The organism is Stenotrophomonas sp., assembly GCF_050737075.1.
GTDB lineage: Bacteria > Pseudomonadota > Gammaproteobacteria > Xanthomonadales > Xanthomonadaceae > Stenotrophomonas.
The window spans coordinates 62200-89029 of sequence record NZ_JBOHXV010000001.1; the positions used below are offsets into that span (position 1 = coordinate 62200).

18 protein-coding genes are annotated in these 26830 nt (G+C 67.1%); 9 read left to right on the top strand and 9 right to left on the bottom strand.

Annotated features, from left to right (window positions below; translation table 11 throughout):
• Window positions 1–2: 2 nt before the first annotated feature.
• The 3 genes from ACREPD_RS00285 to ACREPD_RS00295 form a co-directional block, all read right to left on the bottom strand.
• Entirely contained in the window at window positions 3–5858 is a 5856-nt protein-coding gene (locus ACREPD_RS00285) for a hypothetical protein (RefSeq protein WP_431597422.1), read from the bottom strand.
• A 537-nt stretch (window positions 5859–6395) separates the two neighbouring features.
• A complete protein-coding gene (locus ACREPD_RS00290; RefSeq protein WP_431597423.1) occupies window positions 6396–8498 on the bottom strand; it encodes a phosphoglycerol transferase I in 2103 nt (700 codons plus the stop codon).
• Window positions 8499–8750: 252 nt separating this feature from the next.
• On the bottom strand, window positions 8751–10391 hold the full coding sequence (locus ACREPD_RS00295) for an ABC1 kinase family protein (protein ID WP_421568114.1): 1641 nt from the start codon (window positions 10389–10391) through the stop codon (window positions 8751–8753).
• 179 nt (window positions 10392–10570) lie between these two features.
• On the opposite strand from ACREPD_RS00295, the gene ACREPD_RS00300 reads away from it, so the two are divergent.
• Entirely contained in the window at window positions 10571–11509 is a 939-nt protein-coding gene (locus ACREPD_RS00300; RefSeq protein ID WP_431597424.1) for a DUF808 domain-containing protein, read from the top strand.
• A gap of 88 nt (window positions 11510–11597) precedes the next feature.
• Here the strand turns inward: ACREPD_RS00300 and ACREPD_RS00305 are convergent, their stop codons facing one another.
• Window positions 11598–13145: a GGDEF domain-containing protein gene (locus ACREPD_RS00305; RefSeq protein ID WP_431597425.1), complete on the bottom strand. Its 1548-nt coding sequence runs from the start codon at window positions 13143–13145 to the stop codon at window positions 11598–11600.
• 140 nt (window positions 13146–13285) lie between these two features.
• On the opposite strand from ACREPD_RS00305, the gene ACREPD_RS00310 reads away from it, so the two are divergent.
• Together ACREPD_RS00310 and ACREPD_RS00315 are read left to right on the top strand one after the other, a co-directional pair.
• A complete protein-coding gene (locus tag ACREPD_RS00310; protein WP_431597426.1) occupies window positions 13286–13918 on the top strand; it encodes an NAD(P)H-binding protein in 633 nt (210 codons plus the stop codon).
• Window positions 13919–14121: 203 nt separating this feature from the next.
• Entirely contained in the window at window positions 14122–14763 is a 642-nt protein-coding gene (locus ACREPD_RS00315) for a hypothetical protein (RefSeq protein WP_431597427.1), read from the top strand.
• 88 nt (window positions 14764–14851) lie between these two features.
• On the opposite strand, the gene ACREPD_RS00320 is transcribed toward ACREPD_RS00315, so the two are convergent.
• Genes ACREPD_RS00320 through pdhA form a run of 4 tightly spaced genes read right to left on the bottom strand, consistent with a single transcriptional unit; the run spans window position 14852 to window position 18743 of the window.
• Window positions 14852–16249: a dihydrolipoamide acetyltransferase family protein gene (locus ACREPD_RS00320; protein WP_431597428.1), complete on the bottom strand. Its 1398-nt coding sequence runs from the start codon at window positions 16247–16249 to the stop codon at window positions 14852–14854.
• Window positions 16246–16599 (bottom strand): SH3 domain-containing protein, encoded by a 354-nt coding sequence (locus tag ACREPD_RS00325; protein WP_313345406.1) that lies wholly within the window; start codon window positions 16597–16599, stop codon window positions 16246–16248. Before ACREPD_RS00325 ends, ACREPD_RS00320 begins: the two co-directional genes overlap by 4 nt.
• Window position 16600: 1 nt before the next feature.
• A complete protein-coding gene (locus ACREPD_RS00330; RefSeq protein ID WP_421567913.1) occupies window positions 16601–17668 on the bottom strand; it encodes an alpha-ketoacid dehydrogenase subunit beta in 1068 nt (355 codons plus the stop codon).
• Window positions 17661–18743, bottom strand: a complete 1083-nt coding sequence (gene pdhA / locus ACREPD_RS00335; RefSeq protein ID WP_421567914.1) for a pyruvate dehydrogenase (acetyl-transferring) E1 component subunit alpha — start codon at window positions 18741–18743, stop codon at window positions 17661–17663. The genes ACREPD_RS00330 and pdhA overlap by 8 nt, the downstream gene beginning before the upstream one ends.
• Before the next feature lie 334 nt (window positions 18744–19077).
• On the opposite strand from pdhA, the gene ACREPD_RS00340 reads away from it, so the two are divergent.
• From ACREPD_RS00340 to ACREPD_RS00355, 4 genes are all read left to right on the top strand, one after another.
• Window positions 19078–19956 carry a tryptophan 2,3-dioxygenase gene (locus tag ACREPD_RS00340; RefSeq protein WP_431597429.1) on the top strand — a complete coding sequence of 293 codons (879 nt, stop codon included), beginning with the start codon at window positions 19078–19080 and terminating at the stop codon, window positions 19954–19956.
• Window positions 19957–20199: 243 nt separating this feature from the next.
• Entirely contained in the window at window positions 20200–21702 is a 1503-nt protein-coding gene (locus ACREPD_RS00345; protein WP_431597430.1) for a peptide MFS transporter, read from the top strand.
• An 8-nt stretch (window positions 21703–21710) separates the two neighbouring features.
• Window positions 21711–22316: a thioredoxin family protein gene (locus ACREPD_RS00350; protein WP_431597431.1), complete on the top strand. Its 606-nt coding sequence runs from the start codon at window positions 21711–21713 to the stop codon at window positions 22314–22316.
• Between the two features lie 136 nt (window positions 22317–22452).
• Window positions 22453–23592 (top strand): hypothetical protein, encoded by a 1140-nt coding sequence (locus tag ACREPD_RS00355; protein ID WP_431597432.1) that lies wholly within the window; start codon window positions 22453–22455, stop codon window positions 23590–23592.
• A gap of 175 nt (window positions 23593–23767) precedes the next feature.
• Here ACREPD_RS00355 and ACREPD_RS00360 read toward each other — a convergent pair whose 3' ends face one another.
• The gene (locus tag ACREPD_RS00360) at window positions 23768–24259 is read right to left on the bottom strand and encodes a MarR family winged helix-turn-helix transcriptional regulator (protein ID WP_421567920.1); all 492 of its coding nucleotides are present in this window, start codon (window positions 24257–24259) and stop codon (window positions 23768–23770) included.
• Between the two features lie 128 nt (window positions 24260–24387).
• Between ACREPD_RS00360 and hppD the strand changes: the two genes are divergently transcribed.
• Window positions 24388–25503 carry a 4-hydroxyphenylpyruvate dioxygenase gene (hppD, locus tag ACREPD_RS00365; RefSeq protein WP_431597433.1) on the top strand — a complete coding sequence of 372 codons (1116 nt, stop codon included), beginning with the start codon at window positions 24388–24390 and terminating at the stop codon, window positions 25501–25503.
• Between the two features lie 23 nt (window positions 25504–25526).
• The gene (gene hmgA / locus ACREPD_RS00370; RefSeq protein WP_431597434.1) at window positions 25527–26828 is read left to right on the top strand and encodes a homogentisate 1,2-dioxygenase; all 1302 of its coding nucleotides are present in this window, start codon (window positions 25527–25529) and stop codon (window positions 26826–26828) included.
• The last annotated feature ends 2 nt before the right edge of the window (window positions 26829–26830 follow it).

Below are 26830 nucleotides of genomic sequence, written 5' to 3' on the forward strand. Positions count from 1 at the left end.
CATCATCGATGAACAGCCGGCGGGGTGCGGCCCTCGCGCGTGGCCAATGACAGGTCGGGGGGCTGCAACGGAATGTGCGCGTCATCGTCCTCCTCCTCCGATGCCTTGGGCCCTTGCTTGATCGGCTTGACCGCCTTGCCGGGCGACACATGCGGCGCGCGCACGTTGCTGCCTGCCTTGAACAGCATGCCGGCCGCGCCGCCGCTGCTGCCGATGCGCTCTTCCAGCGGGGCGCCGTACAGCGACAGCGTTGCCGGGTCGATCAGGTGCAGGGCGCGGGACTCGTCGCCGCCCGGCAACGGGGCGACCAGGGTATTGGGGATGCCATCGACCGTGCGCAGTCGGACGTCGTACAGCGACGAGGCCAGCGTGTGGCCCTTCTTGGCGATGGCCATCCCCTCACGCATCACCCAGCGCACGCCGATGGCGCTGGCCGTGGTTGGGTCGGGACCGGTTATCGGCCACAGGAAACGCAGATTGCCGCGGGCGCCGCGTTGCACGACGCACACGCCGAGGCGCAGGAGCGTCAGGCTGCCGGCCGCCGGGTTGACCGCATCCACCGCGCCGCGTGCCAATACCCGGGACAGTTCGGCGGCGCGCGGCATCGTCATCCTCAGGCCCGGCCGAGCCAACACCTTGACCACGCCGCCGATGATCGGGCCCACCACGATGATCGATTCCAGATACAGGCCGAACGCGGCCATGCCGAATTCATTGCGGTTCTTCGAGGAGAGGCTGCGCAGGTTCTCGACGAACGGCACAAGGAAATCTACGGTCTTGAGCCACAGCGGCTTGTCCTCCAGGTAGGTTTCGTAGCTGGTGGGTGCCCACCCTTCACGACGGAACGCCGCAGCATCCAGCCAGAAGAACCCGCGCTGGACAGGCCCCACCAGCGCGTGGAACGGCGAGCGCATGCGTTCGCCGGGGGCGGCAGGCGGTACCGGCAGTCGCTCGACGATCACCAGCGACGAGATGCCTTCGACCGGTGCCTGGTCCGAGGCGTAGGCATTCCAGTCCACGGGCAGTGAAGTGCCGCGGCGCACCTGGATGGTGGCGACGTTGCCGCTGCGCAGGCGCACGCTGCGGTTCTGCAGGACGCCGCCCAGTGGCAGGGGCCCTTCCAGTGGCAGCGGTAGGATTCTGCTCTGCAGCGGAAACAGCTGGAAATGCCGGGGTTGCCCGTCAATCTTCAGCGTGTACACGATGCCGAAGCGGCCGCGGTAAGGGTCGGTGTCGTTGCGGGTTTCCTGCTGCGCTTCCAGCTCCGGCTCATGCGTGCGCAGGGTGAACACCTCCACATCACCGCGCAGCAGCGCCACGCGTTCGTCCTCCGGGCGCTGATACAGCGCTTCCTCGATGAGCACGCCGTAGCCGTGCTGCGCGGCGCGGAAATAGGCGTCGAAGCGTTGCTGGTACTGGAGGGTGATGTTGGGCAGCCTGTCCAGCTGGGGCTTCATCTGCGCATAGGCCCGATTTACCGCAGCGTCGTACGCCGGATCGCCCTGGGCCTGTCGAATCGGTGTGCGGGGAACGAAGCTGCGGCACGGGCGCCATGGCGCCGACGCGTCGCGCAGCACACCCGCAGCCACCAGTTCGTGGAACGGGAAGCAGCGTCCGATCGCGGCGTCGTCCTCGAACAGGCGGAAGCGGGTCGAGTTCCACGGGTGGCTGGTGAGAATGCCCGGATACGTGGGAAACACGCGACGGATCTCCGTTTCCAACAACTGCATGCGGTACGGCAGCGGTGCCAGCACGTCGTCGATGGCCTGTTCGATGTCGGTCACGCGCTGATCGAACGCGTCCAGCGCCACCTCGATGCGCTGGCCGGCAGCGGGAGGCGCAGGCAGACCCGATTGATGCTCCAGCTGCCGGAAGACGTACCAATCCAGTGTTGGCAGGCGCCGCGCATCCAGCGCCAGCTGCTTGACGATGTCGGGCGTGTCGGCGTCCTGGGTCAGGTCGGCCGACAGGGTGAGCAGTTCGCTGAATCGCATCTGCTGTGACAGCCCGCGCTGGATGCGTTCGGCAAGGTGCACGCCGCTGATGAAGTTGATGGAGGCGATGGTGTTGGCGTAGACAAGGTTGTCCGGCACATCCTCGACCAGAAGCTCGGGCGCCAGGTCCTGCAGCGCAAGCGTGGCCGCCATGCCGAGCAGCGCATGGGGCAGCTGCCCCATGCTGCGCAGGTAGTCCTGGAAATCCACGCGGATCCGGGCATGGGTGCGGCCCCAGTTCGAGTGTTTGTGCAGGTGATAGCCGAGCAGGACCCGGGCATCGCGGTCGGAGCGGGGCCCCAGATCCAGCACGATGGCGTGCCGGGTCAGGCTGGCCAGCAGCGTGGGCGAGGTGGGTGCGGCGCGGCAGCCCCGGTGCCAGCCCAGCGCCTGCAGCAGCGCGGTCTGCAATGCGAGCGCCCGTGGCGTGCGCGCGATGCACGCCAGCAGATGCGCGCTGCGCTGCGGTTCGTCCCAGGTGGGCCCGCCGCCTTCCACCACCGGTGTGCCGAGGTATTCCAGCAGGGACTGATCGTCCGGCACGTGCTGTGTTCTGAAGTCGGTGATGGCCTGGTGCAGCCGCTCGAGGTCCGCCGTGTCGAGCAGATCGGCAGCGTGCAGAAGATCGGCCCGCATCCCCAACCGCACCTCGCCGAGCAGTCGTTCCACGCAGCGTGCCGTGCCATTCAGAGCAGCCGTCTCCTGCGGTCCGCAACCGCCGTGCGCGGCGAGCTGTTGGGAGATTGCGATCCTGCCGTCGGAACGCACTTGTCCCCCGAGCTGGCGCGCGATGCCGCGCAGCGCGCTCAAGGACCCGTCCGCCGACGTGCCATTCAACGCTGCCGGCGGCAGAGCGAGTGGATGCGGTGAGCCGGTCGCGCCCTGCAACAGGACAGCCCCCGTTGAATTCACGCCCATCGTGTGGGGCATGACGTCTTCGCGGGCAAGCGCGGCCTGCACGCGAGCGTCCGCCAGCAGCCCGGCAAAGGCGCGCAGTGCGGGTGGGACGGTGGCCATGCTGGTGGTGCCCAGTGACGGGCGGTGCAGGCGCGTGGCGGCGTCGGGGTGTTGCATCAGCACACCGCCCAGGTCCTGCAACTCGTTGCTGGCCTGCCGCCAGCTGGGCGGGTTGGGGGCATGACGCTGCCAGCGCTCGGTTACCTGCGCGATTGCCAGCAGCAGCGCACCCCGCGTGCATGCGGCCGGTACCTCGCACGTTGCCGACGCGGGCCGCGGGTAGGCGCCGTGGAACTGCAGGGCATTGGTGAGCGGCACGGCGTCGCCGGGCGAGAACCTGCCGAGCCGGTCGATCGTCCGATGCAGTGCCTCCAGCAACGCGGACAGGGGGGCGGGCTGGGCGGAAAACGCGTCGACCACAACGACGCTTTGCCCCGTGGACCGTAACCGTGCCGTCAGGCCGTCCGTGCCGACGCGGAGCGCATGGAACGATGCGTTGGTGCGCCGCATCTCCAGCCACACGCCGGGCTGTTCGAATACCTGCCGCAACAGATCCTGAGCGTCGCGCCACGCCTCATGCAGTGGAGATGACGGCACCGGCACAACGTGTTGATGCGCCAGCGCCTGGTCCAGCGTCACCGGCAACGCATCGATGCGATTCCAGAGCGCATCCAGCAGCCGTTGATGGTCCTGCTGTGCGGTCGAATTGCTGCGTTCGTCCCACTCCACCCAGATGCCGCCGCGCTCGGCCGCCGGCCGCCGCTGGCGCGCCATCTGCAGCTCAAGCGCATCGAGGCAGGCATCGAACTGCGCGTCGTCCATGGGAATCGGCGGCAGCGGCGATTCGTAGTACGCCAGCATTTCCGGAACCCCAAGGCGGCCATCGGAGCGCGCGGGTGCATGCAGCACGGCGGCGAGGCCGCGCAGCATCGTACCGATCGCGCGCAGCGCGGCAGGTGGCTGCGCGGCGTCGAACAACGTCACGCTCCCCGAGCCATCGAGCGCGCGCGCGCGAACGGGCCCGACTGCGGGGTAGCTGAGCTGCGCCGGATCGGCGTGCCGATGCCAGCACAGCGACAGCAGCTCCGGATGTTGCGAGAGCTGCAGCAGCAGGCCGCGTGCCAGTGCCATGTTGTGGCCAAGGTGCGAGCGCGGGTCGGGCCGCCAGCTGCCCCAGTCCGGCGGCAGACCACGGATGGGCACCGACTTCAGGTACTGCACGCGCGCATGCAGCCGCACCAGCGTGGCGGTATCGTTGGCGGCTGCGGTGCCCCCCTGCGCATGCTGCAACGCGCGCTCAAGGCGGTGGATGGCGATTTCCAGCGTGGCGGGTGCTTGCGCTGATGCCGGGGCAGCCTGCTCAAGATAGAACCCCAAGGCGCAATCCAGTCGCGCGGGCAGCGCGTTGTCGAAGCAGGTGCCCGCGTCCAGCACCGCGCGCTGCAGTCCGCCCAGCAGCGCGCCCGTCTGCGCCGACCATGCTGCGTTGTCGGGCGTACCAGGTTGCGGGTGGAGCACCACCACGGTGCCCGAGGTGGCACGCTTTCCGGTCAAGGTGCCATTGGCCACAGCGAGCGAAGAGGGGGGCGTGCGTTCTGCATACAGGCGGTCGAGGAACTCGTCCTCGCGGTACAGCACGATCAGCTGCTGGCGTACGGCCTGCAGCGCGCGCGCGAACGGCGACCCGTCGGCCGGCTGGAAGGTGTGTTGTCCAGGCAGTGCAGGGGTCCCTGTAGAGGCCGTATCGCGCAGCGTCCACGCCACTTCGATGAGGTTGGCGAGGTCCTGCGTGGCGGCCACGTCGGACTCAGCGGACGGGGGTATGTACAGATCGGGCTTTGGCTGCGGCACCGAACGCGGCGCCCGCTGCAGCGCCCAGCCGGTTGCCGCGTCGAGCAGTGCGTCGTCGACCCCATCGTCCAGCCGGCACACCGCGCGCAGTGCCTGGCGATAGGTGAGCGCGTGCTGCTCGACGGGCAGGGCAAGCACCACGTGGGCCTGCGATGCCAGCCCGGCGGTATCGGCCGGGGTGCTGCGCGCGTTGCCCGTGCCCCAGTGGGCAAGCGCCGCCATGCGTACCCACAGCGCTTCGCCCAGTTCCTGTGCCTCGCGCGTCGCCGCCGCGCCGTACAGGGCGTCTTCGATCCGTTCCCCCATCTGCTGCACTGCCGCCGCGTAGGCGGCATAAGCCGCATGGAGTCGCCACCCGATGAGGCTTGCGCCTGCGACCGCGGCCGCCACGCCGGCCACGAGTGGGGTGGCGCGCCGTTGCCCCGCCGAGGGAACCAGCGGCACCAGCGCCGCAGCTGTTGCCAGCGCGGCCGGAAGTGCCGGAGACAATAGACGCGTAGTGTCGGTTGCGGACGATGTGGCAGGCATGCCGGCGCGCGTGGTGTCCGGCGGCAGAATGGCGCTGGCTCGGTCAGGTGGCGAGAACAGGCGACGCGCGGCGGTTCCCGTCAGGTCCAGCGTATCCAAGAGGTACGGAAGCCGCGCGGCCTGTCGTCCTGCCGCTGTGGTGGGGGGCGCGACGGGCTGCTGGCCTTGCCGGTGCAACCACAGCAACCCTGCGGCGCCCAGCAGCACCAAGCGCAGCGGATCGGAGGGCAGCTGCAGGTGCCGATGCAGGGTGTCGTGCGTGTCGGCTGCCTGCCCCCATACCGGATCCAGCCACTCTGGAAGGTTGCTGACCAACAGGTCCACCCAGAGGCACTCGCGCAGCGCCGGCAGTGGAAGCTGGCACAACCACTGCAGCCAGGGGAGAGCGCGCGTCTCCTGCAGCAGCCCAGGAACGACCCGCGCCTGCTGTGCCCAGAACAGCACCCGCGTGCCTTGGCTGCCCAGAACCCAGTTGGCCATGGTGTACAACGCCAGACCCACCGCGCGCTGGCGCTGAAGCCGACCCACGCTCGTCACCAGCGCCGCTGCTACCCGACCGCATTCATCGCGCCAGTGATCCGATGTGGAGGGGCCGAAGCGAGGCCATGACCGCAGGGTCTGCTGAAGTGCGTCGGTCCGGGCACCGATCGCGGTGATCCTCAGGGTGTCAGCAAGGTAGCTGCCGAGTTCATCGGGCGACACGTCCGCCAGCAGCGCATGCAGCTGCGATTCGAGCAACGCCAGCTCGGAAGGGAGGAGCGGGCAACGGCGCAGCAGACGGACCAGTCGGGGGGATAGTGGCGCCTGCTGGTCCTCGGTATGGGAGGTCGCCCGGCTCGGTGGCGCATTTCGCACTGCGTCAGGCGTAGCCCGCCGGGTGCGGGCCGCGGCGTCGGCACCCGCCGTACACCGCTCTGATGCACGCTGCCAGGTGCACGGGGAGACGAGACTGATGAGACCCTCGCGATCGGAGTCGATGATCGCCTGATTGTGCCCGCCGCGCCGACCCCATGCTGTGCGTGCAATCGCAGATTCGCAGCACGGTGCCGCCGGTGGCGGGTGGGATCAGCCGCGCGTGCCGCGCCGCGACGGCACCAGTGCGAAGGTGTCCACCGCCAGCTTCTCGGCATGGTTCAACCACGCGCGGATTTCCAGATCGTCCACCTCGTGGTCCAGCCCGAACGGCACATTGATGCGGCCTTCGGCATCGGGCTGCACCCATTGCTGGGCCACCACGACCTTGCGCTTGGACGACACCGCCTCGATCCAGAAGCCACGGTCCGGCGACTGCTTCGCCACCAGCTGCAGCATGTACTGGCCGGCCCGGGTGCGACGGCCCTTCTGGGTGATCATGTGCGCCTGGCGAAGGCTGGGACGCGGGCCATTGAACGGATCCAGCGGCGCATCCACCGCGAAGCCGGTGCGCAGGGCGTCGTCGCGATAGAGCTTGATGCCCTTGTCGCGGTTGACCAGCATGGCGCACCAGTCGCCGTCGGCCGAGCCGTCTTCGAAGGCGGTGCAACGGTCCACGTAGGCCAGCGTATTGGCGGGGTCTGCCTGTTCGAACTGTTTCGTGGTGTTCTCCAGATAGACCGACTTCAGGTCCCACTGCTTGTCGTATTCCAGCAGCACCGGCGGCTGCACGTGCTGCAGCCCGATCACCACCTGGTTGTCGTCGTCGATGCGCAGCTGTCGGGTCTTGTCGCCCAGCCACAGCGAGCGCGAGAACGCGAGGTAACGCGGGAAGTCCTTGCCGTTGTCGCGGAACACCGACGCGCTGGCGCTATCCGAACGCTCCGGGTGCAGCAGCGAGCGGCCGAAGCCGATGGCATCGATGCCCGGGTCGAGCAGGCTCAGCAGCGTGGCGCCCGAGTCCAGTGTGGAGCCGGTCCTGGCGGCGATCTGGCGCGGCGCGATGTCCTTGCCGAGGAACAGGAGCAGGTTCTCGCGCTTCTGCTTGGCCAGCACGCTGCTGAGGTCGTTGGGCATGGCCAGGTGATCGGAGGCGATGACGATCAACGTGTCTTCGCCGTACGGGCTGGCCTGGATGCGGTCGACCAGCTTGGCGATCAGCCCATCGCTGCACTTCAGCGCATTGAGCAGGCCGATGTTGCCGTAGTCGCTCGTATAGCGGGTGCGCTTGCACGCCACCGGCAGGTGGCCGGCCGGATGGTGGGTGTCCATGGTGAGCGTGGTCAGCATGAACGGCTGGCCGGCCTTGGACAGCTGCATGAAGCGGTCGTAGGCCTTGTCCAGCAGCACGTCGTCGTGCACGCCCCAGGTGGAGAAATGCGAGCGCGCGATCTTCTGCTGCTTGAACCAGGCCAGGTCGTCGACTGCATCGAAGCCATGCGTTGCCAGGAACTGCCCCTTGCCGGCGAACAATCCGTTGGCGCCGCCCATATAGTGGTTCGTATAGCCCTGCTGCTTGAGGTAATCGCCCAGGCACACCGCCTCGGGCAGGAAGCTGCCCATGCGGTCCATGCTGTTCTCATCGCCCTGCGCGGTGGTCAGGGGCACGCCGCACATCGACGACACCAGCCCGGCGATGGTCCAGCCACCGCCCTCGGCCGACACCAGGCCGCGCACGTCGAGCGAATGGCCCGCCAGGCGGTTGAGGTTGGGCATCAGGCCGGGGAAGGCGGTTTCGTCCAGGTAGGTGCGCTCCAGGCTCTCGCCGTAGATCCACACGATGTTGCGCGGTTTGTGCAGCGGCTGCTGCGGTACGCGGTATTCCGGCGCGACCATGCTGTAATCGACCGGACGCATCTGCTGATACAGGCGCTCGCCATCGCGATACAGCGGGCTGGCACCGATCGCCACCACCCACAACGCAAGGAAGCCGGCAAAGACACCGCGGCCGTGCGCGGTACGGTGCCAGCGCTTGATGCGAGGGGTCAGCAGGGGCAGGAGCGAGAGCAGTGCCAGCACGATGAAGCCGGCGATGTAGCCCTTGAAGTCCGCGACACCGGCGCCTTCCATGTCGGCGCCCAGGTGATACAGCGTGGCCGCATTCAGACCGTCGCCGGAGAGCTTGTTGATCAACCACCATGCGCTGAGCGTCAACAGCAGCAATGACATCAGGCTGGCCTTCCACCACACCCAACGACCGGATGCGAGCAACAGGCAGGTGAGCAGCAACAGCGACAGCAGCAGGATCCAGGGCATAGGCGGTATCGGCAGCGGAGACAGGTGGTGATGGACGCATGAATGCGTATTCCCATCCGACCGGCTGCCCAACCACACCTGCATGACAGACCGATGACTGGATCATGCCTGCACGAACCTGACTGAAATGTTTGTTGAAAACATGCGGCATTTCCCTACACCGCATCGCGTTTCAAGAGGTAAAGCATGCGTGAAGAAGCAACGCGTCAGCGTTGCTTCGGTAGGTGCCCACCGTGGGTGGGTACGCTTTTGCTAGCGATGCCCGCGTTCTTCCTTCGAACGTGCGCGTCGATCGAAGATCAGCGCACTGAGGATGATGCCCAGCCCGAGCGCAACGCCGATCAGCATCAACGTAAATGCAATGGCGGGATAGCCGAAGAAGTGCCACCCGGTGTCGACCTTCATCATCATCGCCGCGGCCAGGATCAACGCAGCGGTGACGATGCCGGCGGAAACCCGGTTGGCGATCTTCTGCAGGTTTTCCATCAACCGCGATTCTTCCAGCCCGGTCACCTTCATCTGCAGCCGGTTCTCGGCCAGCAGCGCGAGGATGTCGGACATCTTGCGCGGCCCTTCGCGCAGCAGCTGCTGCACTTCCATTGCTTCGCTGGCCAGATTGGCGGCCGACAGCGACTTCTTCAGGCGCGCGCGCATCACGTGCTGCAACTGGCGTTCGACGATGCGGCGGGTATCCAGATCGGGCGACAGCAGCCGGCACACGGCTTCCAGGTTGAGCAGTGCCTTGCCCAGCAGGCTGAGCTCCGGCGGCGTGCGCAGGCCGCTGGCGGTGGCGATGCGGACCAGGTCCAGCACCACGCGGCCTTCGGAGAAGGTGCCACTGGCGGCGTAGCGCGCGATCACTTGGCCCGTCTCGCGCAGGTAGCGCTCCTCGTCGAACGATTCCAGCCGGGTGCTGATGCCGATGATCTCGTCGGCCACTTCCTCGCCACGCCCGTCCACGGCCGCGAACAGCAGTTTCAGCAGCCGCTCGCGCAGGCGCGGCGGCATGTGCGCCACCATGCCCAGATCGAAGATCGCGAGGCGACCTTCTGGGGTGACGCGCAGGTTGCCGGGATGCGGGTCGGCATGGATCTCGCCATGCACGAAGATCTGGTCGATGTAGCCGCGGATCAGTGCGGCCGCCAGTGGCGCCATCGGCTCCTCGGTGCGGCGTACGTCGGGAATCATGTCCACCCGCACGCCTTCGGCCAGTTCCATGGTCAGCACGCGGTGGCTGCAGTAGTCCCAGATCGGCTGCGGCACCCACAACGGCTTGAACGGCTTCAGGTGCTGGCCGAACCGCTGCAGGTTCTCGGCCTCGGCCTGGTAGTCCAGCTCCTGCATCAGGGTCTTGGCGAATTCATTGAGCCAGTCGCGCAGGCGAACGCGACGACCCACCTGGGTGAGGTGGTCGGCGGCCAGGGCGAAGCTGCGCAGGACGTCGAGGTCCGAACGCAGCTGTGCGGCCACTTCCGGTTTCTGCACCTTGACCGCCACCTGGCGGCCGTCGTGCAGCTGCGCGCGGTGCACCTGGGCGATGGAGGCACAGCCCAGTGGCACCGGGTCGAAGCTCGAGAACAGCTTGGACACCGGGGCGCCCAGCTCCTGCTCGATGATGCTGCAGATGCGCTCGACCGGGATCGGCGCCACCTTCTCCTGCATGCGTTCCAGCGCCGTGGCGAACTCCACCGGCACCATGTCCGGGCGGGTAGACAGCATCTGGCCGAGCTTGACGAAGGTGGGCCCCAGCGATTCCAGGTCGGTGACGAACTGCTCCGGGTTGCCTTCCGGCGGCAGGTCATGGACCGCACGCGAATCCAGGTTCATCCCCGAAAACACCCCGGAATGGCGATAGCGCAGCAGCAGGCGCAGGATCTGGCTGCGGCGGTTCATGCCCTTGACCAGCGAGAGAGAACCAGGGGCGATGGGCGTGGTATTCAAGCAGGGCTCCGGGGCGACACGTACCCGCAGTGTCGCCGCAGCACGGTGGTGGAGCGGTGAACCCGCGCGATCTTCCACGAACGTGCCCGAATCGGTCAGAATCGGCGCCTCCCCTTGATCTCTGGAATGCCATGGCCGGTGCCAGCCTGTTTGCGTTGCTCGACGATATCGCCGCCCTGCTGGATGACGTTTCGGTATTGACCAAGGTGGCGGCCAAGAAGACCGCCGGTGTGCTGGGCGACGACCTGGCGCTGAATGCGCAGCAGGTCACCGGGGTCAGCGCCAACCGCGAGCTGCCGGTGGTGTGGGCGGTGGCCAAGGGCTCGCTGGTGAACAAGGCGATCCTGGTGCCGGCCGCGCTGGCGATCAGCGCGCTGGAGGCCTGGCTCAAGAGCAAGGGCTATCCGATTCCGATCGTGGTGCCGCTGATGATGATCGGTGGTGCGTTCCTCTGCTACGAGGGCGTGGAGAAGCTGGCCCATCGCTTCCTGCATTCCAAGGAAGAGGATGAGCAGAACAAGGCCGCACGCGTGAAGGCGCTGGCCGACGAGAAGGTCGACATGGTCGCCTGGGAAAAGGACAAGGTGAAGGGCGCGGTGCGCACCGACTTCATCCTTTCGGCCGAGATCATCGTGCTGTCGCTCGGCGTGGTGTCGGCCGCGCCGTTCCTCAACCAGGTTACCGCGCTGGTGATCATCGCCCTGGCGATGACCGTGTTCGTGTACGGGCTGGTGGCGGGCATCGTGAAGCTGGACGACGTAGGCCTGTACCTGTCGCGCAAGGGCGCGGGGTTGGCCGCCATCGGCCGCGGCATGCTGGTATCCGCACCGTGGCTGATGAAGTTCCTGTCGGTCGCCGGTACGGCGGCGATGTTCCTGGTCGGCGGCGGCATCCTGGTGCACAACGTGCCGGCACTGCATCACTTCGTGCTTGAACTCAGCGGCGACAGTCAGTGGGGCTGGTTGACCAACGCCTTTGGCAACATGGTGGTTGGCGTCATTGCCGGCGCGATCGTGCTGGCGGCGGTGATGGGTATTCAGAAAATGCGCGGGACCAAGGCCTCGCACTGATTCGCCGTTCGTAGAGCCACCCCATGGGTGGCTTCGCGGTCCCAGACGAAGCGCAGCCACCCATGGGGTGGCTCTACGGGTAGGCGTCTCAGCCCGCCTGCACGCGGTTCTTGCCCACGCGCTTGGCCGCGTACAACGCCGCATCTGCACGCTTGAGCAGCGCGTCGGCGTCTTCGCCCGGCTGCCACTGGCTCAACCCCGCGCTGAAGTGCACCAGCACACGGTGCCCGTCCAGCTCCAACGGTCGCTGCGCCAGCGAGCGCTGCAGGCGCAGCACGGTCGACATGCTGTCCGCGCCGGGGGTCTCTGGCATGAGCAGCACGAACTCATCGCCGCCGATGCGCGCGATGGTATCGCTGCTGCGCAGCAGCAGCTGACAGACGTTCACTAGGTGACGCAGGATCGCGTCGCCACCGGGGTGGCCGTAGCTGCTGTTGGTCTGGTGGAAGTCGTCCAGGTCCAGCAGCGCGACCGCCAGTGGGTGCGCATGGCGGGCCGCACGGGCCAGCTCGCGTTCCAGCAGCTCATCGAAACCGCGGCGGTTCAGCGCGCCGGTCAGCGGGTCGGTCCGCACCAGGCCGCTGACATCGCGCAGCTCCTGTTCCAGCTCGGCAATGCGCGCCTCGGCCTGTTCGACCTCGCGGCGTGCGTTGCCCAGGTGGTCGCGCGCCTGCAGCGCCTGTTCCTGCACGCGTCCGGTGTCCTGCAGCACGTCCTGCAGCAGCTGGTTGAGGTCGGCAATGCTGCGCGCCTCCTTCAATGCCAGCGCATAGCTGCTGATTCGGTCGTGGTACTCGCCGGTGCTGACCGCCATGCCGTCCAGGCGCTCGATGAAGCCGCCCATCAGGCTCTTCATGGCGATCTTGGATTCGGAAATGCCCTGCTTGAGCAGGCCCTGCTTGTAGATCACCTCGCGCAGGTTGGCGCGGGCCTGTTCCACCGAGTCGCGGTCCAGTGGGCCGCTGATCAGCGAGCGCACCGCATGTACCTGGCCGTGCAGCCAGCTGCTGTCGTCCAGCAGTTCGCCGATGTTGTCCAGCAGCAGGTCGAACAGGCTGAGCAGCAGTTCCTGCTGCTCCTGCCAGCCATCGCTGCGCACGCCAATCTGGTGGGTCAGCTCGCGCAGGCGCAGTTCCAGCGGCTGCAGCGGCTGCCCCGGGTGCCACTGGCGCAGCTCGGCCGCGATCTGCACCGGCTCGTCCTTCAGCTCGGGCATGTTCTGCAGCAGGCTGGCCACGGTCACCCCCAGGGTGTGCCGCAGCAGTTCGCGCAGGCGCAGGCTGTCGGGCTGGCCGTCGGGGCTGTCCTGTTCGATGGTGCGGATGTACTTGTCGATCAGCTGGCGCATGGCCCGGCCGTAGCTGACCCAGTCGGCGCTGCGCTGCGCCGACTGCAGGCGCAGGCCCATGTCGCCCAGCTCGCCGGGCAGGGTGGACATGCCGTGGGCGAAGGCCGCCAGCAACGGCTCGGGCTGCTCGGCACCGGCAAACAGGCGCTGCAGCATGGCGCTGCTGCCGCCCTTGGGCCCTGGCGCCTCCACGGCCACGTCCACCACGGCACTGGCCGCCTGTCGGCGCGACAGGAGCCGTCCCACGGCAGTGCCGGGGCTGGGAGGTGCGTCGTGTGAGTCCTTCATGCGGCGGGTCCTGGGCGGGAGGCACCGGCCGCAGACGGCCGGACGGGGGAGAACGTTGGAACAGTATCGGCGGCGCGGTCGCCGGCTTGAACCCGGTGGCTGTGCCACGATGGCAGGCAATCCGACGGCAGGAGTATGCGATGAAGGTGATGCTGGTGGGGGCGACCGGGCTGGTCGGCGGGCAGGTGCTGCAGCAACTGCTGGACGACACGCGCTGCGATGCGGTGGTGGCGCCGACGCGGCGGGCGCTGGACAGCGCCAATCCCGCCCTGCTCAATCCGGTGGTGGACTTCGATCGGCTGCCGATGGACGCGGACTGGTGGGCGGTGGACGCGGTGATCTGCGCGCTGGGCAGCACCATCAAGCAGGCCGGCAGCCGCGAGACCTTCGCCCGGATCGACCACGATTACCCGCTGCGCGTGGCCGAGCAGGCCCGGGCGCGCGGCGCGCATGCGTTCGTGCTGAATTCGGCGATGGGGGCCGACGCGGGGTCGCGGATTTTCTACAACCAGGTGAAGGGGCGACTGGAGCAGGACCTGCGCCAGCTGGGGTACCCGTCGCTGACCCTGGTGCGACCCGGCCTGATCGGCGGCGAGCGCAAGCAGCGTCGCACCGGCGAACACCTGGCCAGCCTGCTGCTGGGGACCCTGGGTCCAATATTGCCGCGCGCGTGGCGGATCAACCCGGCCGAACGCATCGCCGCGGCGATGGTGGAGGCGGCGCTGGCGCCGCGTCCGGGCGTCCATGTGATCGCATCAACCGAGCTGGCCTGAAGCCAAACCATTTCGCGACCTGACCAGAACCGATGCTGTAGAGCCACGCCCTGCGTGGCTGAGCAGGGTGCCGGATTCAACGGCAGGTGGCGCCGCGCCGGTCAAACGAGGCAATGCTGAGCACATTCGGAGTATTCGCAGAGACGAGCGCGGTTGTGAATGTCTAGCCTCTTCGCTTCTCATAAGCCGTCGAGGAATCACAGATGCTCGGAACCTGCGTGCGAATGATGGCGGGCGCCGCCTTCCTGTTCGCGGTTGGCGTGGCCAACTCGGCCCAAGCGGACTCAAACCCCGTTCCAGGTGTTCATCACCTGTCGTTGCGGGTCATGGATGAGGGCCGTGAGGTTATGGCACCGTCGGTGCAGATGACCGCCGACGGGCCGGTCCAGCTGTCGATTGGGTCTGAGAAAAAAACATACACGCTTGAACTGGATATTCTGGAGCGTTCCGAGTCCGCGACTTCCGATGCGGCGGCAATGCAGGTTGTTCTGTGGCGGGGAGCCGTGGGTTCGGGATCGCGCTTGTTGGATCGGGTGGTCCTGCTGACCCCCAATGGCGACGTCAGGTCAGCCGAGGCTGATGCCGACCCGCAACAGACAACAGGTGCGTCGGTCGAGCTGATCTCACATGCCGTGCAGTGGCCTTCGACCGATGACCGTGGGCTTGCGCGAGCCTGCGATGGCGAAAAGGATCCCAATCTGGCTTCTATACCGGGAGCCGCCAACCATACATGTTGCGGTCGGACATGCAGCGGTGACAGCGGTGACGCGGACCAGACGTTGACGTGCTGTGGCAGCAAGCCGACGACCTGCTGCGGTTGCGGGGTTTGCTGCACCAATCCGTAGCAATACACGTGAATGCACAACGAACAACGGCCACCGTGAGGTGGCCGTTGTCGTTACATCAATCGGCGTGCCGACCAACAGTCGACACCTACACGGCCAGCGCCAGATCATCCAGCATCGCGCGCAGGAAGCGCGCGGCTTCGCCGCCGGTGGCGGCGCGGTGGTCGAACGTGACCGACAGCGGAATCACCTTGTGCGCTTCCACGCCGCCCATCACCGGGGTCATCTGGTGGCGGGCACGCCCGGCACCGACGATGGCCACGCACGGCGGCACGACGACCGGGGTCGCGTAGCGGCCGGCGAACATGCCGAAGTTGGACAGCGAGATGGTGTAACCGCTGAGTTCGGACGCCGGGATCGCCCGCGATTCCACCTGCTCACGCAGACGGTTCACGCCTTCGCGGATGCCCCGTGCATCCAGCACATCGGCGTTGCGCAGAGCCGGCACGAACAGGCCGTCGTCGGTATCCACGGCAATGCCCACGTCCACGTGCGCGTGCAGCGTACGGGTCAGCGCGTCACCATCGAACCACGCATTCAAGGCGGGGACCTTCTGGCAGCCTACGACGATCGCACGCACCAGGCGGGCGGTGACGTCGTTGCCCGGCACCCACGCGTGGATGTCGGCGTCGTCGTTCAGCGTGGTCGGCACGACCTTGCTGTGCGCGTCGGCCATCACCCTCGCCATGTTGCGGCGAACGCCCTTGAGCTGTTCCGGCTGGCCCTTGGCCACCACGCCCGGCGGCTGGGTGCGCATCGGCTTGCCGGCGGCCGACAACGGCGCGCGGGCTTCGGCCTGGCGTGCCACCGGCGCGGGCGCGGCAACCGCTGCCGCGGCAACCGGCGCCGGTGCGGCGCCGATCTTGGCGCTGCCATCGGCGGCGGCCTGCTTGACGTCGGCCATGGTGACCGCGCCATCGGTGCCGGTGGCGCGCACGCGGCTGAGGTCGACACCCAACTTGCGCGCAGTGGCGCGCACGGCAGGAACGGCCTTCACCCCGCCGACCGCCACGGCCTGCTCGGCGTGCACGGCATTGGAGCTCTGCATCGCGCCGACCACGGTGCCGGCGTCATCGCGCTCGGCGCCCGGCTTGGCGATCTCGCCGCCGTCATCGGAGGCGACCACTTTGTCCGGCTGGGCGGCGGCGGTCTGCCCGGTGCTGGGCGTCGGCGCGGCGGCCGGGGCGGCGTGCCCGTGGCTGTGGCCGGTGTCCTGGCCATCGGCGCGCTGCGGCAGGTTGGGGTCCAGTTCGAACTGGGCCAGCACGCTGCCGGTGGGAATGATGTCGCCGGCGCCGCCGGCCAGCTTCAGTACCTTGCCGGAGAACGGCGAGGGCACTTCGACAACGGCCTTGGCGGTCTCCATGGAGACCAGCGGCTCATCCAGCGTGATGACGTCGCCTTCCTTGACGAACCACTCGACGATGGTCGCGTCGGGCAGGCCTTCGCCGAGGTCGGGCAGGTGGAAATTCTTGTTCTCACTCATGTGCAGTTCTCTTCCAGCAGTTCGAGATCGCGGGCCGGCAGCCAACCCGTCGCGCCATTCGCGCGTTCGGACCACCACCAGCCGCCGTGTTCATGATGCAACTTGACCAGTTCGCCGCTGTCCACATCCAGTTCGCGGGCGTCGTAGTCGCGCAGTGCTTCCGCGCGACCCTCGTCCAACCGCTGCAACCACGCTACCGGTGCCCAGCCGGCACGCCCGTCATCGGTGCGTACCCAGGCAAACGCCGGCCATTCCTCGTCACGAACACCCAGTTCGACGATCTGGCCGGTGCGGAACCGGAGCGGGTTGGGGTACTGGCTGCGGTACGGGCCTAAGAGGCGGGCCCGCATGTCAGCCCGCCGCCACCGCGCGTTTGGCCGCGCTGACGATCCGGTCCACGCTGGGCAGGTACTTCATTTCCAGGCGGAACAGCGGAATGTGGGTGTCGTAGCCGGTGACGCGCTCGACCGGTGCCAGCAGGTCGTACAGCGATTCCTCGGCTAGGCGCGCGGCGATTTCCGCGCCGAAGCCCGCCGTCTTCGGGGCCTCCTGCACGATCACGCAGCGGCCGGTCTTGGCGACCGATTCGGCGATGGTGGCGAAGTCGAGCGGGCGCAGCGTGGCCACGTCGATCACTTCGGCACTGATGCCTTCGCCGGCCAGCTTGTCGGCCGCTTCCAGCGCTTCCTTCACCTGCGCGCCCCAGGTCACCAGGGTCACGTCGGTACCGTCGCGCAGCACGAAGCAGACGTCCAGCGGCAGCGCTTCACCGTCATTGACCACCACTTCCTTGTACTGGCGGTAGATGCGCTTGGGCTCCATGTAGATCACCGGATCCGGCTCGCGGATGGCGGCCAGCAGCAGGCCATAGGCGCGCTGCGGCGACGACGGCAGCACCACGCGCAGGCCCGGCACGTTGGTGAAGATGGATTCGTTGGCTTCGCTGTGGTGTTCCGGCGCACGGATGCCACCGCCCCACGGCACGCGCAGCACCATCGGGCAGTGCAGGCGGCCACGGGTGCGGTAACGCAGGCGCGCGGCATGGCAGATGATGTGGTCCACCATCGGGTACATGAAGCCGTCGAACTGGGCTTCGGCCACCGGCTTCATGCCCTGCGCCGCCAGGCCGATGGTCAGGCCGGCAATGGTGGTTTCATCCAGCGGGGTGTCCAGGATGCGGTCGGCGCCGAAGCGCTGCTGCAGGCCGGCGGTGGCGCGGAACACGCCGCCGTTGACGCCCACGTCTTCGCCCAGCACCAGCACCGACTTGTCGTGCTCCAGCTCCCAGGCCAGCGCCTGGGTGATGGCTTCGATGAGGGTGATCGGGGTGGTGGTCATGGTCTGTTCTCCGCGCGCGATGGCGGCGCTGTCGGCGGCATTGGTCTGCGCGCTGGAGGCGCCGTTCTTGATCTCATCCATGGCGCTGCTCCAGGGCGATGGCCTGTGCACGCTGGGCCAGCAGGTCCTGCGGCGGATCGGCGTAGAGGAAGTCGAACATCGCCTCGACCGGCTGCACCGGGGTGTTGAGGTAGAGGTTCACTTCTTCGTCCACGCGCTTGCCGCACTCGGCGGTCCACGCGGCTTCTTCTTCCTCGCTCCACACGCCGGCATGGGTCAGGTACTTGCGCAGGCGCAGCATCGGCTCGCGCTGCCAGGCATCCTTCACTTCGGCGTCGTCGCGGTAGCGGCGCGCGTCGTCGGCGGTGGTGTGGTCGGAAAGGCGGTAGGTCATCAGTTCCAGCACCGTGCCGCCGTCACCGGCCAGCGCACGTTCGCGCGCCTGCAGCATGGCGGCCATCACGGCGATCAGGTCGTTGCCGTCCACCTGCAGGCAGAACAGGCCGCCGGCCAGGCCTTTCTGGGCCAGCGTTTCGGCACCGGTCTGGGCCGAGCGGGGCACCGAGATGGCCCAGCCGTTGTTGACGATGCACAGGATCAGCGGGAGCTTGTAGGCACCGGCCGAATTGAGCGCCGCGTAGAAGTCGGTCTTGGAGCTGCCACCGTCGCCACACACGGCCACGGCGATCTGCTTCTCGTTGTTGAGCTTGAACTTCAGCGCCGCGCCGGCCGCGTGCAGGCACTGGGTGGAGATCGGCACGCAGAACGGGAAGTCCTTGGCGGCATTGCCGCCGTAGTCGTTGCCGCGCTCGTCGCCGCCCCAGTACATCAGCACATCGTGCGGGCGCACGCCGCGCATGAACATGGCGCCGTACTCGCGGTAGGACGGTGCGAACACGTCGTCCTTCTGCATCGAGGCGCCGATGCCCACGTGCGCGGCTTCATGACCCAGGCACGCCGCATAGGTGCCCAGCTTGCCGGTGCGCTGCAGCGCGATCGACTTGCCGTCGAACACGCGCACGAACAGCATCTGCTTGAACATCGGCAGCAGGGCGCGCGGATCGCGCAGGGCTTCAGGCAGGTCATCGCGGACGAGCGTGCCGTCCGTGTCCAGGTACTGGAGATATTCGATCTTGAACTCAGCGGCAACCGTCATTGCGTACTGCACCTTCGACAGGAAGTTACAAATGATATGAATTGCCATGTTAAGGAAGGCGTACGAAAAAGCCGTCCTGCGGCGCAGCAAGATGTCCCGGGGGACAGGTTGCCGGTATACGCCTCCGGGGCCGGAAATGCCAATGCCTGCAACGTATTCAGTTGCCCTAACCGGGCATGAGCGGCCGCAGCAGGGCGCCGCAGGCCCCACCGCGCGGCAGGCCGGCGCGCGCAGAAACCCCGCTCGCCCGGCCACCACACGCCGGCGCATGGTGCCGGCCGCCCGGGAGCGCATGCTCTGCGCTACCCTTTGACCCCCTCACGCGGCCCCTGCCATGTCCGTCGAAAAGAACCAACGCGATCTCGAAGCCGGTATCCACACCGACCTGCAGGGGCGCCTGACCTATGGCGGCTACCTGCGGCTGGACCAGCTGCTCTCGGCCCAGCAGCCGCTGTCGAACCCGCCGCACCACGATGAGATGCTCTTCATCATCCAGCACCAGACCTCGGAGCTGTGGCTGAAGCTGCTGGCCCATGAGCTGCGCGCGGCGATCGGGTTCCTGCAGCGCGACCAGGTCTGGCAGTGCCAGAAGGTGCTGGCGCGCAGCAAGCAGGTGCTGCGCCAGCTCACCGAGCAGTGGTCGGTGCTGGAGACCCTGACCCCCTCCGAATACATGGGCTTCCGCGACGTGCTGGGACCGTCGTCGGGCTTCCAGTCGCTGCAGTACCGCTACATCGAGTTCCTGCTGGGCAACAAGAACGCGCAGATGCTGCAGGTGTTCTCGCACGACCCCGACGGCCAGGCGCAGCTGCAGCAGGTACTGGACGCGCCCAGCCTGTACGAGGAGTTCCTGCGCTACCTGGCCCGGTTCGGCCATGCCATCCCGGCCGACTACGTGGCCCGCGACTGGCGGCAGCCGCACGTGGCCGACGACGCCCTGCACCCCGTGTTCGAGCGGATCTACCAGAACACCGACCGCTATTGGCGCGAGTACGCGCTGTGCGAGGACCTGGTGGACCTGGAGACCGCCTTCCAGCTGTGGCGCTTCCGCCACATGCGCACCGTGATGCGGGTGATCGGCTTCAAGCGCGGCACCGGCGGCTCCAGTGGGGTGGGGTTCCTGCGCCAGGCGCTGGAGCTGACCTTCTTCCCGGAGCTGTTCCAGGTGCGCACCACGATCCGCAACGATGACCCGATGCCGCCGGACGCCTGACCGCGCCCGGCTCTCCTCCAAGCCTATTCATATTTTCCTGGTGCATCCGCCTTACGGTGCGGCAGGCCCCGCCGTTGCTGCGCTGGCGGCTGCGGGGCGGTAGTTGCAGATGCAAGTTCAGCGACCATGCGGCCAGCTGCGCACATCGGTGTGTATTTGACGTGAACGCCGTTGTTCTGGGATTCTCCCGCGTTGTCTCGCACATCGGACGTGCATGTCATCCACCGAACCCAGGAATCCCGCATGAGCGTAGACGCCGCCGCGAAATCCGTTCCCGATCCGGCGTTGCCGGAGTTCAAGACCACGCTGGGCCACCCGCGCCCGCTGTGGATGCTGTTCATGACCGAGTTCTGGGAGCGCTTCGCGTTCTACGGGATCCGCTGGGCGCTGGTGCTGTACATCGTGGCCCAGTTCTTCGAAGGCGATTCCGCCGGGCAGGCGGCGGCCAGCCGTACCTACGGTGCCTACCTGGCGCTGGTGTATGCCGCGGCCATCTTCGGTGGCTACGTGGCCGACCGGGTGCTGGGGTACCAGCGTTCGATCCTGACCGGTGCGGTGATCATGGCGGCCGGCCTGTTCATGGTCGCCATGCCGAACAAGGAAGTGTTCGAATTCGGCCTGGCCACGATCATCATCGGCAACGGCCTGTTCAAGCCGAACATCTCCACGATGGTCGGCAAGCTGTACGGCCTGAAGGATGAGCGCCGCGATTCGGGCTTCACCATCTTCTACATGGGCATCAACATCGGCGCGATGATCGCGCCCGTGTTCACCCAGTACCTGGCCGAAAAGGTCTTCGGTACCGAAGCCATGCCGGCCTACAAGATGGTGTTCATCGCCTCGGGTATCGGCATGCTGCTGAGCTTGGTGTGGTTCTACATCGGCCGCGCCGGCCTGAAGGGCATCGGTGCACCGCCGGTAGGCGGCGAGGGCATGGGCCGCGTGGTGATGGTGTTCGTCGGCTCGCTGGTCGCCGTTCCGGTGGCCTACTTCCTGTTGTCCACCGGCGCGACCGCGCTGGCCTGGATCCTGGGCATCATGTTCGTGGCACTGGGCGTGCTGCTGCTGGTGGAAGGCATCCGCGAAGGCAAGGTCCAGCGCGACCGCGTGATCGCGATGCTGATCATCTTCACCTTCAACGTCATGTTCTGGATGTTCTTCGAACAGGCCGGCAGCTCCTTCACGTTCCTGGCCGACGAAATCGTCAACCGCAAGCTGGGCAACTGGACCTTCCCGACTGCGTGGTTCCAGTCGGTGAACTCGGTGGCCATCATCGCGCTGGCGCCGATCATTGCCTGGATCTGGATCAAGCTGGGCCGCGCCAACCCGTCCATCCCGCGCAAGTTCGGCCTGGGCCTGCTGTTCAACGGTGCTGCGTTCGCGCTGCTGATGCTGGCACTGTCGAGCATGGTGGTGGACGGCAAGATCCCGTTCTGGACGCTGTTCATGGTCTACGTCATCCAGTCGGTGGGTGAGCTCTGCCTGTCGCCGATCGGCCTGTCGATGGTGACCAAGCTGGCTCCGGTACGTCTGGTCGGCTTCGGCATGGGTGGCTGGTTCCTGTCCACCGGCATCGGCAACAACCTGTCGGGCATCTTCGCCGGCATCGTCAGCGGCGAAAGCGGCATGACCGTCGAATCGGCATTGAAGGGTTACACCTTCGGCTTCTGGGCGTTGATGGGTTCGGGTGCGCTGCTGTTCCTGATCGCCCCGCTGATCAACAAGCTGATGCACGGCGTCAAGTGAGGTCTGCGATGCGCATGAAAACGCTGTGGTCCCCGATCGTTCTGGCCGGCCTGCTGGCGGCCTGTTCGCCGTCGGCGCCTACCGCTGCTCCTGCGCAGCCGCTGGACACCACCGAGCAGAAGCCACCGGTGGCCGACCCCGGTCAACCGGTGGCCTCGGGCAACACCCCGGCCGCAGCGGATGTCGCTGCGGTGGCGGGGCTCAACGCGCAGTTCGACCCGGCCCGCGATCCGGTTGCGGACCTGGCCACGGCCAAGGTCGAGGCCCAGCGCGGCGGCAAGCGCATCGTGCTGGACGTGGGCGGTGAGTGGTGCTCGTGGTGCCACCTGCTGGACGCCTTCATCGAGGGCGATGCGGAGATCCGCAGCTTCCGCGACGCCAACTACGTGTGGATGAAGGTGAACTACAGCGAGGACAACGAGAACGCGGCGTTCCTGGCGCAGTTCCCGCAGATCAAGGGGTATCCGCACCTGTTTGTGCTCGACGCACAAGGCAAACTGCTGCACTCGCAGTTCACCGGCGAGCTGGAGGCCGACAAGGGCCAGCCGAAGGGCTACAACCGCGAACGGTTCTTTGCCTTCATGAAGGAATGGGCGCCGCCGAAGGCGCCATGACCGAACGAAAAATGCCGCGACCCTCGCGGCATTTTTTTTGTGCGGTACGTCAACAGACGGTAGAGCGGACGGTTAGTCCGCTGTAAAGATGTCGCGCCCACTGCCGCTAAGTCCAAGGACCTCAAGGATTGAACGCATGCAGCCCGGCGCCAGCGACCGCACTTCCGAGACCCTCATCGACGCACCAGCCGGGGTGACCCTGCCGCCGGCGGACGTGCTGCTGGACGATCATTCGGCGCACGACGCGGCCAGCGAGGCCGACACCCCGGCCCCCGGCTCCACGCTCTACCGTCTGCCGCTGGTGTCGGTGCCCGACAACCTGCCGCTCAGGGCGGCCGTGCAGAAACTTGTCGAACAGAAGGCCCAGCTCGACCAGCTCGCACGCACGCCGGCAGTAGCCGGCCTGCTGCCCAGCGAGTGGCAGGGCAGCGGCACGCGCGGGGTAGACCTGCAGAGCTTCGTGCTCTCGGTGCTGCCCTACCTGCACAACGCCACCAAGGCCGAGACCGCCCCTGCGCGGCTGCCGCTCAAGCACGTGCTGGGCGACAGCGGGCGCTGGGACCAGAACGACGTGGCCGAGCCGAAATCGCTGGCGTTCTTCCTGGCGAGCGACGACCGCGCCACTGCGGGCGTGAAGGATCCGGCGGAGGCCTATCTGGTCGCGCCGCTGGGGCTGGCGTGGGCGCACGAGGGCAGGACCCGGCCGGGCTTCCTGCGCCAGATGGGGTATCCCAGCATGGCCGCGCGCGTGCACCTGCTGCCCTATCCGGAGCCGGGCCAGCTGGCCCTCTACAGCGTGGTGGCCAACGGCATCGCGCAGGTCTGGTGCGTGCTGGACCGGCGCAAGCTGCGCCCGTTGCTGGCGCCGTGGCTGAGCGTGCCATTGCTGACCGCCTACGGCGTGCCTGTGCCCACCCCGTGGCCGGCGTCCTATCCGTCGATCGACGAGGTCGCGCGGGTGCTGGCTACCGTGCGCATGGGCAAGGGCCCGGTGGAAGTGGATCTGCCCAAGGTCGTGGCCAAGATCGCCGAGGATGCGTCGGGCGAAACCTGGATGCCGGTCAGCCTGCTCCAGGTTGGCACCTGGGCACCGCGTTGGCGCTACTTCCTGGCCACGTTCATCGCGCTGCCCGCGGCCCTGCTGGTGATCGCCGCGCTGGCCCTGCCCGGCGCGCTGGAAGCGGCCGCAGTGGCCGCCTCACTCGGCCTGGCCGCCGGCGCCATTGGTGCGTTGGCCGCGCCGTGGGTGCATGCGCGAAGGAAGCACCTCAGCTGAGGCGTAACGACCAACGGTCGTTACCTACCAGCACTCCGACCAACGCTATTCCCGCCGTTGGCAAACCATCGGTAGGTACCGCAGGCTGCGGCGAAGCCGCTGCCAACGTCGCTTGTCGACGGCCCGGAGGGGGGCCGCCAATGGCGGGCATACCGTTGGTCGGTACGCGCCCGGATCAGCCCTCGTCCATCTTCTGCAGGCCTTCGCCAGCCAGGCGCAGGATCAGCGTCTCCAGCAGCTGCTCCTCCTCCTCGCTGAGCACCGACATCAGCTTGCGGGTGATTTCGATCACCAGCGGGGCGATGGTCTCGTAGACCTCGAAGCCGGCCGCCGACAGCGCCAGCACCGAACGGCGGCGGTCGTCGCCATGGGTTTCACGCTTGATGAAGCCGCGCTCGAGCAGTCTGGCCACGGCGCGGCTCACCGCCACCTTGTCCATCGCCGTGCGGTCGGAGACCTCGCTGGCCGAGGAGCCCGGGTACAGCGCCAGGATGGTGATCACCCGCCATTCGGGAATCGCCAGGCCGTAGCGGTCCCCATACAGCTTGGCGATGTTGCCGCTGACACGGTTGGACAGCACGCTGAGCCGGTAGGGCAGGAACTGCTCCAGATCGAGCAGGGCGTGCGTGGCGCGGATGGTCTGGCTGCTGGGATCGGGTGGGCTCATGCTGCGGTGCACCTTGATGGTGGTTTCATGTGAAACTATAACCTTCTTTCCGGACTCCGCATTCTCGCGGGTCTGCCTTCCGCCCGCACCTGGTTTTTTCCGGGGGTGGGCCGCTTCGGAGCCACGTCATGAGCAGCCAGCCCGCAACCGCGTCGCACGCCCCCAACCTGGGCATGCAGGTCACCACCTTCGAGAACCCGATGGGCATCGATGGGTTCGAATTCGTTGAATTCGCCGCGCCGGCCGGACGTGGCGCCGAACTGCACGACTATTTCCGCAAGATGGGCTTCACCGCCGTGCTGCGCCACAAGCAGCGCGCCATCACCGTGTACCGCCAGGGCGGCGTGAACTTCCTGGTCAACGAAGAGCCGGATTCCTTCGCGTCGGACTTCGCAGACAAGCACGGCCCCTGCGCCTGTGGCTTCGCGATCCGCTTCCAGAAGCCGGGCGAGGAAGTGCTCGCGATGGCACTCGGCAACGGTGCCGAAGCGATCGACTTCAAGCCGGACACCAAGGCCGTGCCGGCGCCGATCATCAAGGGCATCGGCGACTGCATGCTGTACCTGGTGGACCGTTATGGCGCTGCCGGCAGCATGTTCGATACCGACTACGCGCCGATTGAAGGCGTGGACCAGAACCCTGTCGGTTTTGGCCTCACCTTCATCGACCACCTGACCCACAACCTCTACTTCGGCAACATGCAGAAGTGGTCGGACTACTACGAGCGCCTGTTCAACTTCCGCGAGATCCGCTACTTCGACATCAAGGGCCTGAAGACCGGCCTGGTGTCCAAGGCGATGACCGCGCCTGACGGCATCGTGCGCATTCCGCTCAACGAGTCGTCCGACCCGAAGAGCCAGATCAACGAATACCTCGACGCCTACAAGGGCGAGGGCATCCAGCACATCGCCTGCTTCACCGACAACATCTACGACACCGTCGAGGCGATGCGCGCGCAGGGCGTGGAATTCCTGGATACGCCGGAAACCTACTTCGACGTGATCGACATGCGCGTGCCGGGCCATGGTGAAGACGTGGCGCGCCTGGCGAAGAACAAGATCCTGATCGACGCCGACCCGGAAACCAAACAGCGCAAGCTGCTGCAGATCTTCACCACCAACTGCATCGGGCCGATCTTCTTCGAGATCATCCAGCGCAAGGGCAACGAAGGCTTCGGCGAAGGCAACTTCACCGCGCTGTTCGAAAGCATCGAGCGCGACCAGATGAAGCGCGGCGTGCTGTAATCCACAAAAACGGATCCCCGACCATGCCCACCCCCCTCGAATCACGCGGCTACCAGACCGGTTTCGGCAACGAATTCGCCAGCGAAGCGGTGCCCGGCGCGCTGCCGGTGGGGCGCAACTCGCCACAGCGGGTGGCGCATGGTCTGTACGCCGAACAGTTGTCGGGCACGGCGTTCACCGCGCCGCGCGGCCGCAACCGGCGCAGCTGGCTGTACCGGATCCGCCCGGCGGTGACGCACGGCGAATTCCAGCCGTACGCGCAGCCGCATCTGCACGGCGATTTCGCGCACGGCGCGGTGTCGCCGAACCAGCTGCGCTGGGATCCGCTGCCGCTGCCCACCGCACCCACGGACTTTGTCGACGGCCTGTACACGATGGGCGGCAACGGCTCGCCCGACGCGCACGGCGGCGTGGGCATTCACCTGTACGCGGCCAACGCGGACATGCAGGGACGCTATTTTTACGATGCCGACGGCGAGCTGCTGATCGTGCCGCAGCTGGGTCGGCTGCGCCTGCTCACCGAGTTCGGCGTGATCGAGATCGAGCCGCAGCAGATCGCGGTGATTCCCCGCGGCGTGCGCTTCCGGGTCGAACTGCCGGACGGCCAGGCGCGCGGCTATATCTGCGAAAACTTCGGTGCGCTGCTGCAACTGCCCGACCTGGGCCCGATCGGCTCCAATGGTCTGGCCAACCCACGTGATTTCGAAACGCCGCATGCGGCCTACGAAGACCTCGACGGTGCCTTCGAGCTGATCGCCAAGTTCCAGGGCCAGCTCTGGCGGGCGGACATCGACCACTCACCGCTGGACGTGGTGGCGTGGCACGGCAACTACGCGCCGTACCGCTACGACCTGCGCCGCTTCAACACCATCGGCTCGATCAGCCACGACCACCCGGATCCGTCGATCTTCCTGGTGCTGCATTCGCCCAGCGATACCGCCGGCACCAGCAATATGGACTTTGCGATCTTCCCGCCGCGTTGGCTCGTGGCGCAGGATACGTTCCGGCCGCCGTGGTTCCACCGCAACATCGCCAGCGAGTTCATGGGCCTGATCCACGGCGCCTACGACGCCAAGGCCGAAGGCTTCGTGCCTGGTGGTGCCTCACTGCACAACAGCATGAGCGGCCACGGCCCAGACGCAGCCACGTTCGAGAAGGCATCCGCCGCCGACCTGAGCAAGCCGGACGTCATCAAGGACACCATGGCCTTCATGTTCGAAACCCGTGGCGTGATCCGTCCCACCGCGCAGGCGATGGACGCGGAACATCGCCAACGCGGTTATCAGCACTGCTGGCAGGGCCTGAAGAAAAACTTCCCGGCGTAGCG

Coding starts and splice junctions, on each gene's coding strand:
- hppD (WP_431597433.1), top strand. CDS start 24,388: ATGAGCAGCCAGCCCGCAACCGCGTCGCACGCCCCCAACCTGGGCATG.
- ACREPD_RS00345 (WP_431597430.1), top strand. CDS start 20,200: ATGAGCGTAGACGCCGCCGCGAAATCCGTTCCCGATCCGGCGTTGCCG.
- hmgA (WP_431597434.1), top strand. CDS start 25,527: ATGCCCACCCCCCTCGAATCACGCGGCTACCAGACCGGTTTCGGCAAC.
- ACREPD_RS00330 (WP_421567913.1), bottom strand. CDS start 17,668: ATGGATGAGATCAAGAACGGCGCCTCCAGCGCGCAGACCAATGCCGCC.
- ACREPD_RS00300 (WP_431597424.1), top strand. CDS start 10,571: ATGGCCGGTGCCAGCCTGTTTGCGTTGCTCGACGATATCGCCGCCCTG.
- pdhA (WP_421567914.1), bottom strand. CDS start 18,743: ATGACGGTTGCCGCTGAGTTCAAGATCGAATATCTCCAGTACCTGGAC.
- ACREPD_RS00315 (WP_431597427.1), top strand. CDS start 14,122: ATGCTCGGAACCTGCGTGCGAATGATGGCGGGCGCCGCCTTCCTGTTC.
- ACREPD_RS00290 (WP_431597423.1), bottom strand. CDS start 8,498: ATGCCCTGGATCCTGCTGCTGTCGCTGTTGCTGCTCACCTGCCTGTTG.
- ACREPD_RS00350 (WP_431597431.1), top strand. CDS start 21,711: ATGCGCATGAAAACGCTGTGGTCCCCGATCGTTCTGGCCGGCCTGCTG.
- ACREPD_RS00320 (WP_431597428.1), bottom strand. CDS start 16,249: ATGAGTGAGAACAAGAATTTCCACCTGCCCGACCTCGGCGAAGGCCTG.
- ACREPD_RS00360 (WP_421567920.1), bottom strand. CDS start 24,259: ATGAGCCCACCCGATCCCAGCAGCCAGACCATCCGCGCCACGCACGCC.
- ACREPD_RS00310 (WP_431597426.1), top strand. CDS start 13,286: ATGAAGGTGATGCTGGTGGGGGCGACCGGGCTGGTCGGCGGGCAGGTG.
- ACREPD_RS00325 (WP_313345406.1), bottom strand. CDS start 16,599: ATGCGGGCCCGCCTCTTAGGCCCGTACCGCAGCCAGTACCCCAACCCG.
- ACREPD_RS00295 (WP_421568114.1), bottom strand. CDS start 10,391: ATGAACCGCCGCAGCCAGATCCTGCGCCTGCTGCTGCGCTATCGCCAT.
- ACREPD_RS00340 (WP_431597429.1), top strand. CDS start 19,078: ATGTCCGTCGAAAAGAACCAACGCGATCTCGAAGCCGGTATCCACACC.
- ACREPD_RS00305 (WP_431597425.1), bottom strand. CDS start 13,145: ATGAAGGACTCACACGACGCACCTCCCAGCCCCGGCACTGCCGTGGGA.
- ACREPD_RS00355 (WP_431597432.1), top strand. CDS start 22,453: ATGCAGCCCGGCGCCAGCGACCGCACTTCCGAGACCCTCATCGACGCA.